Annotated in this window: 17 protein-coding genes and 1 tRNA gene; 6 read left to right on the top strand and 12 right to left on the bottom strand. The window is 43.2% G+C overall.

Features of this window, described 5'->3' with window-relative positions; genetic code table 11:
- Window positions 1–9: 9 nt before the first annotated feature.
- On the bottom strand, window positions 10–489 hold the full coding sequence (locus tag ACZ5NL_RS06245; RefSeq protein ID WP_464841406.1) for a class III signal peptide-containing protein: 480 nt from the start codon (window positions 487–489) through the stop codon (window positions 10–12).
- A 92-nt stretch (window positions 490–581) separates the two neighbouring features.
- On the opposite strand from ACZ5NL_RS06245, the gene ACZ5NL_RS06240 reads away from it, so the two are divergent.
- Window positions 582–1,118 (top strand): hypothetical protein, encoded by a 537-nt coding sequence (locus ACZ5NL_RS06240; protein WP_464841404.1) that lies wholly within the window; start codon window positions 582–584, stop codon window positions 1,116–1,118.
- 57 nt (window positions 1,119–1,175) lie between these two features.
- Here ACZ5NL_RS06240 and ACZ5NL_RS06235 read toward each other — a convergent pair whose 3' ends face one another.
- The 4 genes from ACZ5NL_RS06235 to ACZ5NL_RS06220 form a co-directional block, all read right to left on the bottom strand.
- Window positions 1,176–1,340, bottom strand: coding sequence for a UPF0175 family protein (locus ACZ5NL_RS06235; RefSeq protein WP_464841402.1), 165 nt, complete (start codon window positions 1,338–1,340; stop codon window positions 1,176–1,178).
- Between the two features lie 156 nt (window positions 1,341–1,496).
- Entirely contained in the window at window positions 1,497–2,717 is a 1,221-nt protein-coding gene (locus tag ACZ5NL_RS06230; RefSeq protein WP_464841401.1) for a site-2 protease family protein, read from the bottom strand.
- 42 nt (window positions 2,718–2,759) lie between these two features.
- Window positions 2,760–3,152, bottom strand: coding sequence for a DUF126 domain-containing protein (locus ACZ5NL_RS06225; RefSeq protein ID WP_464841400.1), 393 nt, complete (start codon window positions 3,150–3,152; stop codon window positions 2,760–2,762).
- A gap of 9 nt (window positions 3,153–3,161) precedes the next feature.
- Window positions 3,162–4,322, bottom strand: a complete 1,161-nt coding sequence (locus ACZ5NL_RS06220; RefSeq protein WP_464841398.1) for an aconitase X catalytic domain-containing protein — start codon at window positions 4,320–4,322, stop codon at window positions 3,162–3,164.
- 228 nt (window positions 4,323–4,550) lie between these two features.
- On the opposite strand from ACZ5NL_RS06220, the gene ACZ5NL_RS06215 reads away from it, so the two are divergent.
- The 3 genes from ACZ5NL_RS06215 to ACZ5NL_RS06205 all read left to right on the top strand — a co-directional run bounded on the left by ACZ5NL_RS06215 (window position 4,551) and on the right by ACZ5NL_RS06205 (window position 6,536).
- A tRNA-Met gene (locus ACZ5NL_RS06215) sits at window positions 4,551–4,628 on the top strand.
- Window positions 4,629–4,757: 129 nt separating this feature from the next.
- Window positions 4,758–5,666 (top strand): LAGLIDADG family homing endonuclease, encoded by a 909-nt coding sequence (locus tag ACZ5NL_RS06210; protein WP_464841396.1) that lies wholly within the window; start codon window positions 4,758–4,760, stop codon window positions 5,664–5,666.
- Between the two features lie 45 nt (window positions 5,667–5,711).
- Window positions 5,712–6,536 (top strand): carbohydrate kinase family protein, encoded by an 825-nt coding sequence (locus tag ACZ5NL_RS06205; RefSeq protein ID WP_464841394.1) that lies wholly within the window; start codon window positions 5,712–5,714, stop codon window positions 6,534–6,536.
- On the opposite strand, the gene ACZ5NL_RS06200 is transcribed toward ACZ5NL_RS06205, so the two are convergent.
- The 5 genes from ACZ5NL_RS06200 to ACZ5NL_RS06180 are packed head-to-tail and all read right to left on the bottom strand — an operon-like array spanning window position 6,533 to window position 10,366.
- Window positions 6,533–6,946, bottom strand: coding sequence for a hypothetical protein (locus ACZ5NL_RS06200; RefSeq protein ID WP_464841393.1), 414 nt, complete (start codon window positions 6,944–6,946; stop codon window positions 6,533–6,535). The two genes, ACZ5NL_RS06205 and ACZ5NL_RS06200, sit on opposite strands and share 4 nt — an antisense overlap.
- Window positions 6,943–8,178, bottom strand: coding sequence for a DUF58 domain-containing protein (locus ACZ5NL_RS06195; protein WP_464841391.1), 1,236 nt, complete (start codon window positions 8,176–8,178; stop codon window positions 6,943–6,945). Before ACZ5NL_RS06195 ends, ACZ5NL_RS06200 begins: the two co-directional genes overlap by 4 nt.
- A 5-nt stretch (window positions 8,179–8,183) precedes the next feature.
- Complete coding sequence (locus ACZ5NL_RS06190) at window positions 8,184–9,137, bottom strand: AAA family ATPase (protein ID WP_464841389.1); 954 nt, start codon at window positions 9,135–9,137, stop codon at window positions 8,184–8,186.
- Window positions 9,115–9,543, bottom strand: a complete 429-nt coding sequence (locus tag ACZ5NL_RS06185; protein ID WP_464841388.1) for a hypothetical protein — start codon at window positions 9,541–9,543, stop codon at window positions 9,115–9,117. The genes ACZ5NL_RS06190 and ACZ5NL_RS06185 overlap by 23 nt, the downstream gene beginning before the upstream one ends.
- Window positions 9,527–10,366, bottom strand: coding sequence for a DUF4129 domain-containing protein (locus tag ACZ5NL_RS06180; protein ID WP_464841386.1), 840 nt, complete (start codon window positions 10,364–10,366; stop codon window positions 9,527–9,529). The genes ACZ5NL_RS06185 and ACZ5NL_RS06180 overlap by 17 nt, the downstream gene beginning before the upstream one ends.
- A gap of 74 nt (window positions 10,367–10,440) precedes the next feature.
- On the opposite strand from ACZ5NL_RS06180, the gene ACZ5NL_RS06175 reads away from it, so the two are divergent.
- Window positions 10,441–10,935, top strand: a complete 495-nt coding sequence (locus ACZ5NL_RS06175; RefSeq protein WP_464841385.1) for a DUF2118 domain-containing protein — start codon at window positions 10,441–10,443, stop codon at window positions 10,933–10,935.
- On the opposite strand, the gene ACZ5NL_RS06170 is transcribed toward ACZ5NL_RS06175, so the two are convergent.
- A complete protein-coding gene (locus ACZ5NL_RS06170; protein ID WP_464841383.1) occupies window positions 10,936–11,223 on the bottom strand; it encodes a hypothetical protein in 288 nt (95 codons plus the stop codon).
- 129 nt (window positions 11,224–11,352) lie between these two features.
- Between ACZ5NL_RS06170 and ACZ5NL_RS06165 the strand changes: the two genes are divergently transcribed.
- The gene (locus ACZ5NL_RS06165) at window positions 11,353–11,835 is read left to right on the top strand and encodes an FKBP-type peptidyl-prolyl cis-trans isomerase (protein ID WP_464841382.1); all 483 of its coding nucleotides are present in this window, start codon (window positions 11,353–11,355) and stop codon (window positions 11,833–11,835) included.
- On the opposite strand, the gene ACZ5NL_RS06160 is transcribed toward ACZ5NL_RS06165, so the two are convergent.
- Window positions 11,821–12,741, bottom strand: a complete 921-nt coding sequence (locus ACZ5NL_RS06160; RefSeq protein ID WP_464841380.1) for a type II secretion system F family protein — start codon at window positions 12,739–12,741, stop codon at window positions 11,821–11,823. The two genes, ACZ5NL_RS06165 and ACZ5NL_RS06160, sit on opposite strands and share 15 nt — an antisense overlap.
- Between the last annotated feature and the right edge of the window lie 4 nt (window positions 12,742–12,745).

The following is a 12,745-nucleotide window of genomic DNA, read 5'->3' as shown; positions in this document are numbered from 1 at the left end:
CAAGGAACATCAAGATGGCTCCTTCCACTTCGACTCCTTCAGGGTAATGATGAGCTTGCACGCCTTTTCATCCCCACCCATGCACATGTCATAGAGCTCGCTGAGAGTTTTTAGCTTATACGTCTCATTCCCATAAAGCTGGGATACCTCCTCTCTATAAGTTGCCCCGCTGTAGTCAAGGTAGTACGCCACATCCCCCGTTTTTTTGCATTCTCCCGGTTTCTTAAGGCTTATTCCATACTTAGAGCCAATCTTGCTCTGGGAGTATGACGGGGAGAGTATGTAAATGCAGTAGTCATCGTTCCAGAGATCTTGAGCCTTCAGCTGAGACCTCACAAGTTCTGCTTGGCTTTGCAGAGCAGCTAGCTCGGATTGTGAGGAAACCTGATTCCCGGTGCTTCCTAGGTATTTAACCGCTAAGAATATGACAAGCAAAGCTACTGCAATCATAAAGAGATACTCCAATGCGCCCTGTCCCTTCTTTGCCATGTATCTCCCTCCTTTTCCGCTATCACAGCAAAAAATAAATATCTTTTTGCTCAATTATATGGATGAACCCCCTCAAAATTGCGGTGGTTTAAATGTTGTTCTTCATCGAATGTGAAGCTGCAAGCGTTGAGGGCTGCTTGAGGGAGCTGAAGGAAAAAGCGAAAGCCCTTGAAAAGCTCCCGGGTAAAATCGAGAAAGCCAAAATAGAGCTCTCCTTTGGAGCGTTCATGACAGTAAGGCTTGCAATCTCAATAAACCCCTCAGAAATTGTGGAAAAAATGATAATCGCAGAGTACACCTCTGGCAAAGACGTTCTAGAGAAGCTCCAGGAAAAGATGCGGAATCAAATAAAGAATGCCGAGATAGTTGACTTCACCTTTGGAACCTACACCATGCCCGTAACGAGAAGAAAATACGCCGTAGGGATAGCGGTGATAAACATCCCGAGAGAGAGCGTAAGTTTTGAAAACCTCGGCATTGAGGAGAGGAGGGCGATACTGAGAAAGGCTTTAGAACTCTTCGGCTGGAATCCCAAAGCGCTGAACATATCCGAAATAGCGAGGCTCTTCAACGTTTCGAGAGACGCTATATACAACGACATAGAGCAGATAATGAGGGAGAGGGGTTAGAGGGTTTCTAAAACCTTGGAAACAACACCTCCAGAAATTCTGAACCCAGAATCTCTTTCATAATCCCAATTCCTCCAAAGCTTCCTCATCGCTGTAGGGGAATGCAGGGATTTTCCATTTTTTCAGCTCCGTTATAAAATCTTGGTACGGCACTCCAGCAATTTCTGTCGCTTTTTCTATATAAACAACACCTTCTTTGAATAATTCAATTGCATAAAGCAACTTTAAAATCTTCTTAGTTTCTTCTTCTGACTTAAAAGGAGGTAGCTTCCATATTGGCCGTCCCAGTATTTAAGAGTTTGCCTCCCCTAACCCTTAGGGCGAGGCTTTCAGAGAAAAAAGTAAAAATATTTTTGGAGGAGTCAGAAAACGGAAAACTCACTGGACAACACTTATCGGCACTGGAGTTGCCGAGAGAATGAATATAAGCAGAACAACCAAAGCCAGAGCTATTCTCTTTGGTGAAATTGGACTCACTTCATCCAAAGCTCCGGGGTTGCCGATCCTTCCCATGAGCAGAATTATGAATCCCCAGATGAGCCATCCTGCCCAGAGAACACTTAGTCCAATCATCGCCAAGCCCAGACCAAAGGTTAAAATCGAGTGGAGCTTTTCTCCAAGGAAAGCCCTCGCTATGTGCCCACCGTCGAGCTGGGCGGCTGGAATTAGGTTTAAGAATGTCACTAAGATTCCAACCCATCCAGCTATCGCAACCGGGTGAAGATAGATCACATAATCTTCGGGAATTCTAAAGACGTATCTCTCAAGGAGGAGCATTATCAAACTTTGACCAAAGGCTATTCCGCCTTCCATTTGAGCTGCAGAAATCGGCAAAGTTGGAGAAAGCCTTAACCCTATAAGCAGCACTGGAATTGCCACGATAAAGCCTGCTATTGGCCCGCTTGAGCCGAGGTCTATGGCAGCGTTTCTCGTGGGGATTGGGGATTTAACCCTTATAACAGCTCCAAGAGTTCCCAGGATGTTCGGAAAGGGTATGAAGTAGGGAAAAGTTGACTTTACACCGTGAAGGGTTGCGGCAATCTTATGCCCCATCTCATGCGTTCCCAAGATGGCAAGAACGCTTATTGAAAATGCAAGAGCGTTGAGGTAGATGTTCCGTATTCCTGGAATGTTGTATTGGTCGAGAAAAGATATATACGAGCTTGAAAGCCAGTAGCCTGCAAAAAGGGTGCTCAAAACCGTGGCAATGAAGAGCCCTATCCCTATAAGGGGGTTTTCTTCTTTAACTGGCTGTGCGGGAAAAACAAAAAGAACTATCTTCCCTTCCCTCTTCTTCAACGCTCCCCAGTAGCCGAGTTCTTCGAGTTCCTTAAGAACCCTCTCAAAGTTGGTCTCCTTTATCTCCAGAACCTCGAATGCAATAACGTCCCCTTTAGTCTGCATTTCACCGAGGGAATAGAATTCGCTAAGCTTTTCCATGAGCTGCTCATTAGGGGTTTCCTCAACGGGCTCAATCTCAAAGCCAACAAGAACCATATCGGAGCCGCACTTTGGGCATGAATTTTCCAGTAAGGCTGCATTAGACTCTCTAACTTCTCTATGACCACAGCTAATGCACTCGTAAATACCCTTTGCCATTTTTCGCCACCACTAAAAAGAATAAGGAAGGAAGCTTAAAAACTATTCTTCTATAATTACTTCTCCCTTATCTGCATCGACTTCAACGATCTGGCCGTTCTTGATCTTGCTTATATCAACTTTATCCACCATAGGGATTTCGGCTATGATTGCACCCGTAGCTACAATCGTTTCGGCTTCTTCAACTACTATCGCCTTCGGCGCAACACCGTTTTTCTTCAGCTGGTAGATAACGTATGACCCCACTGTCGAGCCCTTGCCCCTTGGAAATACAAGGATTTTGTCCTTTATGCTCTCCCCCTTGATGTCGCTTTCAATGTCTTTCACCACCCCCGTTTCTGGGTCAACGCCACCTAAAAAGGAGAGCGGCTTTTTAGAGACCAAAGCAACTCCTTTTGCTTTTCCCTTAGTGATTTTTCTCCCCTTAAGCCTCATCTTCTCACCTCACGGAGCCTCGAGAAGTAGCCTCTCAGTGTTGTCCAGCCTCACTTTCAGTCCAGCGGAGGAGAAATAAAAGCTTGCTTTTCCGCTGTTTGTGGCTATTCCTTCATACCATTTCTCAACCGGAGAGACTATCAAACAGCTGTCGGCTATTATTTTTCCATTGTAACGCTCTATAATCTCGCTGTATCCCAAAGCATCCGAGAGAGCCTTCACAGCCCTGCTTGCGGTTATCAAAAGTGGAACTTTTAGAGGCTTCTCTCTCATCTTTAAAATCTCAGCGATCTCTTTTACCTCCTGAATCGAAGCATGGGGACAGCCTATTACTATTGCCTCTACCTCGCTCCACCCTGCGTTGAATTTCTCCTTAATCTCTTTCAGCTCTCTCCCATCTATCTCAATCCTCTCAAGCCTATCCTCTATGGCGTATCTGTATTCAGGAGTTTCGCCCTCTACGTGATATAGGGCTATTGAACCGGTTGCGGCCATCGAAGCTCCGAGCTCTTTGAGGTAATCCAACTTCTCCGGTTTGATGTTTTTAAAATAAGGTATGTCGTTCTTCAAGGTCCTACCAAGGTAGTAACCCAAAAAGCTGTAGTCTGCAAAGTCCCTAAGCTTTGCATTCACCTCGATGAGAACTGTTGCTTTTCTATTTTCTTCAAGGTGAAGCCCATAATTGGGTGTCTTACCCACTATTGCCGCTGCCAGACTTGAAGGTCCGCCCTCTCTGTTTGTTCTCGCTCCTATTATGGAATTCGCAAAAATAACTGCAGAGCTCTCGCTCCATGCTATGTGATCGCCAAACTTTGGAAGGTTTGCCCCGTAGTAAGGGGTGCACGTGGAGGTAATCTCTATCCCCATTGCCTTATAAAGCTCGAGAATTTCCTCCTGTCTTTCCATAAAGAACTCATCTCCAATTCCTGCCGGATTGAGGGTAGTATAAACGCTAACCTTTGCTCCAGAATTAACGAAATCCCTCAGGAACTCTATTCCAGCATCTCCGATGTTTTTGTAGGAAACCCCCGCCACTTGGGCACTTTTTATTGGAATTAGCCTATCTGCGTTATATATCTCTCCCAGAGCCACGAGTATCTCCATGGCTTTTTGCAATGCATAGCCGTATTCTCCCGCCAGTATTAGTTCTTCCTCTTTTGTAAGGTACATCCCATCACCAAGATAGAATTGGAGGGTAAGTTTAAGGGCTTTTTCATGACATGGGAAACCTTGGCAGTTGAATCCGGCATGGTGGGATGGGGGTTAAATTCAAATAAGCCGCCAAAAAGTTAGAGATGCTTTTAGATACTTTTAATAGAGCATTAGGCATTTTAAAGGGGAAAAGAGACACCGCAAACTTTATAAATCGATTTCTTATTAATAAGTAACGGGTCGAGCAGCGGGGTGGGGCAGCTAGGAGTGCCCGCCGGGCTCATAACCCGGAGGTCCGAGGTTCAAATCCTCGCCCCGCTACCAGCTCATTTTTGTACATTGATGGTTAGATTTGTGCATTTCTTAGTAAGAAAAACTCAAAATTCATTGAAGTTGTTTAAACGGTTTAATTTTGACAAAAAGTTTAAAATATGTCCTTTTGTTATGTTTACTATGAGAAGTTTGAAGGAACTAAATGTTATGGAGTTGCATAAAATAATCCAACGGGCAAAAGAGCTGAGAGGACGGGGAATTAGCTATTCTAAAATAGCCCTGATTCTTGGAAAGGAGTTCAATGTTAAAGTTTCTAGGCCAACAGTGATGCGTTGGTGCAAGGGAACGCACAATCCATTCAACAAAATAAAGGAAATCTCCCTTGAACCTTCACCAAGTTTGGCCTATGTAATAGGAGTGTTTCTTGGTGATGGGAGCACGACCAAACTGAAAAATGGAGGGTATATAATAAAGTTGAAAGCAATTGATAGAGAATTTGTAGAGAGATTCAAAAATGCATTGGAGAGTCTAGGTATCAAAACTACCTTTGGGCTTGAACACGATTCCACACGTGTAGACAGATGGTATGCAGAAGGAAGCAATAAGATGCTCTTCCAATTTTTAAAAGGTTCCCGAACCCAACTACTCAATGTTGCATGGGAATATCCAAGAGAATTTCTACAGGGACTTTTTGATAGTGAAGGATTTCCAGTAATTAGCGCTAAAAAGAAGTTTAGAGTCCAAGTAGCGCTGGCAAACTCCGATTTAGAGCTTCTTGAGTTTACTAGCAATCTGCTTTCAAAGAAATTTGAAATTTTCACAAGCGTCACTCAAACTCATAAAAAAGGCAGTCACATTGTAATTCGGAACATAGAGTACAAATATAATGTCGACATGTACCTTCTTTGGATATCCCGGCTAGACCATGTACAGAAGTTTGCAAGAGAAATTGGCTTTACCTCACGTAGAAAGCAAGAAAAATTAGAAGATGCACTCTATTTAAGTGAAATGTCAGAAGAAGAGGCCCTTAAACTCTGGCATCAAAAGTATATGAAGGGTTCAAGAGGGTATATAAAACGGAGCTTTTGAGCAACCTTAATAAACTACCATAATTAGCTCAAAGGGGGCTTTGCTATGGATCTGGTAGTTTTGGGCCATGTTGCAATTGATCACATAATCTTCCCCGATAAGAAAGAGATAATCCTCCCAGGTGGAGCAGCTGCCGCTGTAGCTACTTCCGCTGCTTTAAGTGGAGCAAAAGTGGGACTGATAACAAAAGTGGGCAAAGATTTTCCCAAGGAGTGGCTGAAAAGTCTTGAAAGAATCCTAGACATTAGGGGAGTTCACGTTCTCGAAGGAAAAACCATGCACATCTACATGATCTATCACGAAGACGGGAGCGTCGATGCACCGGTGGATATGGGCGTTGCCAAAGCCATGGGCGAGACAGAGATTCCAGAAGAGTACCTAAACGCAAAAATCTTTCACATCTCTCCAATACCACCGGAAGAGCAGCTAAAGGCGATAGAGAGGCTAAAAGGCAAAAGAATCACCATAGATTTTAATCCAACCTACATGAAAGAATACAAAACAAGAAGAGACCTCATGAAGGAAATAGTGTCAAAGGTTGAGATAGTTTTTCCAAACGAAAGGGAAGCGATAACAATAACAGGAGAAGATGACATTAAAAACGCAACCCAAAAGCTTCACGAATGGGGGGCTAAGATCGTCGTGGTAACCATGGGAGAAAAGGGGGTCCTGCTTTATAACGGAGAAGATTTCAAAAAGTTTGAAGCCCTTCCAATAAAGGAAATCGTAGACCCAACCGGAGCCGGAGACGCTTTTGCCGGTGGTTTTCTAGCTTATTATGCAAGAGGAAAAGAGCTCGAGGAGTGCATAAAGCAGGGGTTGGTAAGGGCAAGAGAGGTGTTGAAGAAAAAAGGAAGCTGGAGCATCTAATCACTTGTGACTATCCTTGAGAATACATAGAGGGCAATGAGGATAAGAACGGCAACTGCAGTAACCTCAAATTTAGGCATGAGCAAAGAGAGTCCCATTATGAGAGCATAGGTAGGAACAGCCAGAAGGGAAGCTATGGTCAAGATTAGATAATGCTCCCTAGGGGCTTTTTCCCTATCTAAGTAAGCGGATTCAATGAAGATTAAGGCCAAAGCCACTATTAGAACTCCCAAGGCACCTCCTATCTTGTAATACACTAGAAAACCTATAACAGCTATTAGAAACAGCGTGCCAAAGAAATATGAGAGAAATGCCAGGGGAGCAAGTGCCAAGACCGGAAGGAGTTGCCTATATCCCAATAAGATGAAGAACAGGATCACAAGCGGTATCGGTGAGAACTTTATTCTCATAACTTAATCACCTCTGCAATGGCACTTCTAAGTGGCTTTCTGGTATCCCAGTCTATTATCATGGCATAGGCAGAAAGCTTCCTTAAGTAGGCTTTCCTTTTGAGATCCAGTATCTTAACTGCCAGTTCCTCCTCTTTGCTTCTTGGCTTGATAGCCGAATACGGATCCGGGGAGATCACTATTATCTTGTATCCGTACTGATAAATTATCTCAAGGGCTTTTCTGCTCTCTTCGCTAACAAGAGGGGAGATGTAGATTATTTGAGCATTTGCAGGAAAGCGCGTCCTTATAAGATGTTCGACCTGATAGGCAATTAGATTGTTTTTATCCGGCCTAGCAGTGCTTAGAATGTCCACACATCTAAAGAAATGTCTCTTCCCATAATCCACTCTAGCCCATAGAGGAACACTCTCTGAAAGCAAAAGACCAAAGCTCGTTCCATTTTTAAGGCAGTCAAGCATAAGAGAAGCAGCAGCTCTCACAGAGTAGTCCATAACTCTAGCCCCTAGATAGCCTGCATCCACTATTATCACAACATCAACTTTTCTCTCGCTTTCGTACTCGTTGCTCATTATCTTGCCCATCTTTGCCGTTGCTTTCCAGTTTATTATCTTGAAGGGATCTCCCGGCTGATATTCTCTTATAGCATGAAATTCTACTCCTTCACCTATTCTCGGGGATGGCAAGGGACCAACCGTTATTTTTGTACCCTTTGTGGAGTACGGAGTTATAACGTCCTCTATGAGCGGAACACCAATAAGTTCGTCGTACAGCTCGACCACCTTGTCCCGTTTGAAAAACCCAAAGGGGTCCTGATAGCTTAAGGATATCCAGTTAAACTCATGAACTCCTCTGCGCACCCTAATCTTGTACGAAAGTTCTTTCACTTCGTCTTTTTTCAGGGAAAGTAAAAACTCATTCTTACCTTCAATAATCTCAAGTTCCTCTGGTGTGCCGTCTACAAGCTTTAAGCTTGGAATTCTTTCGTTGGACTTTACGGTTAGCTTCACTTCTACGGTTTCTCCTTCGAGAATTCTGTCGTGAGGAAGGGTTCTCTTAATCTCCACGTCAAGCCTTGGTTTAAAAAACGCAACCGCTATGAAAAACAGCCAAAGTATCGGAAGGACTAGGTACACCATATCCCAGCGGAGGGTGAAAAAAGCTATAAGTACCCCCATCCATAGGACAAGAAGAAGCTGAAGGGCTTTTCCAGTCGGATAGAATTCCTTCATAGCTATCACTCAAACTTTGGAACGGGTATTTTTTCAAGCATTCTCTCCATTACCATCTCCTGACTGACCCTCGTATACCAAAGCTCCCTCTTTAGTATGAGCCTATGGCTTAGTGCAGGTACGGCAACTCTCTTCACGTCATCCGGGATAACATAATCTCTCCCTTCCAGAGCAGCATAAGCCCTTGAAAGCTTGAGCAATGCTAAGCTCCCTCTGGGAGATGCCCCGACTTCAATTTCCTTTTTATTTTCCCTAGTTGCCCTTACTATCTCCGTAATGTATTCAAGGACGGCATCGCTTACATATACATCTTCAACTGCTCTCTGCATCTCTATAACTTCTTCAGCAGAAGTTATTTGGTTTATATCCACTTCCTCTTTCTTCCTCTCTATTCTCCTCTTAAGGATTTCAAGTTCTTCCTCTTTGGTTGGATAACCCACTCTAAGCCTGACAAGGAATCTGTCGAGCTGTGCTTCTGGTAAGGGGTACGTTCCCTCCTGCTCAATCGGGTTTTGGGTGGCTATTACGACAAAGGGCTTTTCAAGCTGGTAGGTTTTTCCCTCTATAGTTACTTGCCTCTCCTGCATTGCCTCAAGCAGGGCAGATTGAGTCTTTGGGGGCGCTCTGTTGACCTCATCGGCAAGGAGTATGTTTGTAAACACAGGTCCCTTTTTAAACTCAAATTCAAGGGTTTTCTGATTGAAGACACTAACCCCCAGTATGTCAGAGGGGAGTAGATCAGGTGTAAACTGAACCCTTTTGAACTTAACTCCCAGTGCCGAAGCAAAGCTTTTTGCCATTAATGTCTTTGCCAATCCTGGGAGATCTTCGATGAGAATATGGCCATCGGCCAGTATTGTTGCAAGCATAAGCTTTAAGACTTCTCTTTTCCCAACTATTGCCTTCCCAACTTCATTTAAAATCTCATTTCCTTTTTCATAAACCTCCTCTACTCTCATTAACATCCGCCTCCACAATTTCAAGAACTTTTTCAAGATCTTCAAGGAACTTGTTCCCAGAGCCAGTTATTTTAAGTCCCTTAACCTTTGTTTTTGCCTTTTCTCTGTCCTCTTCAACTATTTCATATATCTCCAAGAGAGAATCGAGGACTATCTGCTTAGCAACACTGCCCTTTTTTGCCATTTTTATAACATCTGCAAGCCTTTCAAAGTCCTCTTTTCTCCTCCTTTTCTGCTCTCTCCTTCTTGGAATATAAGGCAGTTCTGCTTCTTCGAGTATAAAAGCCAAAAGTATTGTTCCCGCTATTAAGACGGCTATCCACCTAACCAAATACGAACCTGCAAAGACGGCAACTAAGACGAAGGGGGCAGTTAATATCAGGGCAAGATTAAGCCTTAACTTCATTTACATCCCCCTTAATTTTCATGTAGAGGTCATAGGCTTCCTTTGCATCTTCCATAGTGACTTTTTCCGGAGCATATTTCGCTTTTTCAAAAAGCCTTGCAAGCTTTACATACGCATCGTGTTTGTATTTTACTTTCTCTGCATGCTCCCAGTGAGTCCAGCTTTCTCTGTAAGGAATGCCCAAAAGCCTAAGCCAGATTACTGCATTTTTGTAAAGCTTCACCACTATTTCGTTTGGGTCTCCTAGGAAATCTATGCCCTCTTCCTCCAATTTTTTATCAAATTGTTCGACAATCTCTTTAAGTTTTCTCCTTTCCCTAGCTGCTCTCAAATCAAGATAAAACTTCACCGCCACATAGCTCAGGGTTATTACAAGAACTCCAAAGAAAGCATATAGGTAAACGGTGCCTTCTGAAGAGCCTGCAAAGGGATTTTGGAAATACCTTTCGTAGAGGCTAACGTGATAACTCTGATTAACGTGGTAAATCCCTTCACTCTGGTTCACCGTCATGTTTGGGAGAGGGGTTTTGTAAACCTTGTAGAGAATAGGGAGAGCAAGTATGATGGAGCCCACTATTATGGCAAGGAAGATTCCCCAGTTTACACCGTATTCCGGGCCTTTTTTTGCAAAAGGATCCCCAACAGTTAGAAAAATTTGAATCAATATTATGCCCCCGAGGACTATCAAAATTGCAAAGAAAAGCCCTATTAGGTAATAGTCTTGGTTGCCCTTCTTAATCTCACCTATTTTAGCTTCAGAGCTTATTATTGCACCCATTAGCAGGATTAACAGCAAGTATAGGGCCATCAGTTTGCGCCTCATAATCTACCATCACATAGAATTATATAAAGATAGGTTTAAAAAGTTTTACAACTTGGAAAAAGTTGGGTGAGAGTATGGAAAAACTTCCGCAATTGTTCGTTGAGGCAGGGTTTGAAGAATGCTTCGAAGAAGGGAAGGCAAAAGTTGACTGCATAATAATTCAGGACAACATAGAAGTTAGAATACAAAAAGGACAAAAGCTTCCAGAGTTTATAGACGTTAAAAAAGCAAAATTTTTGCGAAAAGAAATCTACGATAGGTTCCACTTTTATGTGGACAAATACGAGCATAAAATGCTCTGTGATGCGAGAATAATTCTCCCTGACAGGAGAACCGAGATAAGGTTGTATAAAGGAGACGAACTCATACTGCTCCCGGTGGAGGGGTTTGTTTCCACAATAATTGCTGGAGTGGGAAACAGGGTAAGAAAAAGTGATGCTTTTGCTGCAATAACAACCAAAAAAGGAGAGGTACACTATCTAAAGCCCCCAAAAAATGGAGTTGTAGTATACATAGATGAGTTTACTAACAGGCCACACTACATCTACTACATTCTCCCTGAGGAGTAGCTAAAGACCCTCAATTATTGCCCTTACATTTTCTTTGATTCTCATTTTTAACGTATCCAGCTTATCCATCCCTTGGATCGTTCTGGTGTTGTTTGCACTGGTTATTATTAACGACCATCTGTGGAGGTCATGCTTCTTAGGCTCGTCTTGGAACATCACAAGAAACCTCGATCCCTTTGTTTCAACCTCAAGTATTTCAACGCTCCTATTGCCGAGTTTTGTTGAGTATATCTCTTTTGCTTCTAGCCCACCAAATTCCCTTTTAAGCATCTCTGCAAACTCTCCCATACAGAATCACCCACTAATTTTTTGGTCAAAGAGGTATATATACTTTTCACAAACTTGTATAATGCTGACCAAAAATGTTATAAAGCTCGTGGAGGAGTTAAGCTTGAAGAAATTTAGTTGGTGAAAAGGATGAAAGTTGAAAAAGGAGATTTTGTGGTTTTTAACTACATTGGAAGGTTTGAAAACGGAGAAATATTCGATACAACTTATGAGGATATCGCCAAAGAAGCAGGCATTTATGTGGAAGATAGAACATATGGCCCTCTTGGGGCTAATGTCGGTGTTGGTGAACTTATCCCCGGAATGGACGAAGCTCTTATAGGGATGGAAATTGGGGAGAAAAAAACTGTAGTGATTCCTCCCGAAAAGGGGTATGGGATGCCAAGGGACGATTTGATAATTGATGTTCCAACAAGCGAGTTTGAAAAGGCCGGCATAGAACCTGTAGAGGGAGCATACATAATGACCGATAGTGGAATAGCGAGAATAACTGCAGTTACCGAAGAGAACGTCACTTTAGACTTTAACCACCCATTAGCAGGCAAGACGCTAACATTTGAAGTGGAAATAGTGGATATAGAAAAGGCAAAACCAGAATCAGATGAATCCTGATATCTGAACCCTGGTAGCCACGAGGAATATCACAACTCCAAGTATGGCCAGCATTGCGCTGTACTTGAAACCTGCAGAGAACTTTCCTTCTCTTATTATTCCAATTCCTAACCCGGAAACTATGGCTTGTATTGCCACGAACGCAAGGGAAACATTTTTTATCGCTTCTAACGGCAGGTTAAGCCCTACTTCAGGAGTATTCATACCGCCCATGATTTGGGAGACAACCCCTAAAATGAAGGGGCCTATGAAACCGCTTGCAATTATAAAGAACATTGCCTGCATTCCGGTTGAAGCTTTCCTCTCCTTTTTTATTCTTAGTATTTCACGGACATCGTTGGCAACCGCCACAAGTACATCGGCCATTGGAGCTCCTCTCTCATAAGCCTCCAAGATAATCATTGTAGAGCGATAAATCACCGAAGATCTTTTATTTCTTATTGCAAAGGCTCTCAGGGCTTCTATTGTTGCTCTACCCTTCTTTATTTCCTGTACGGTTCTCTTGAATTCCTCTGTTAGCGCCCCAAATCTTGCAGTTGAAGCCTCCTCCAAAGCTTCAGAGAAAGAAACTCCAGCTCTCAAAGAGCTTGCAAGATAGAAGAAAGCGTCGGGCAGGTTTTTCTCCATGTCTTCTACCTTCTTAGTCAGCAGATAATAGGGGTAAACCCATGCAATCCCCAAAAACAAACCGAGGAACACCGGGATAGCATAGATCTTAACTGGGGACAGTATGAAAACTATTATCCCGACTATCCCTGCCAGCAGCAAAGATACCAGCAAAAATTCGAGCGCCAAAAATGATATTCCTGCTGAGTACAGGAAGAGCTCGTACCTCCTAACCCACCTTTGAGGGAGTAGCCTCTCAAGGGCCTTTGCAAGAGGTCGGAGGAATTTAACTTCAGCCAAATTT

The organism is Thermococcus aegaeus, from assembly GCF_055393685.1.
The sequence above is the reverse complement of the archived record's forward strand: the minus strand, read 5'-3'. Positions and strand labels throughout refer to the sequence as shown.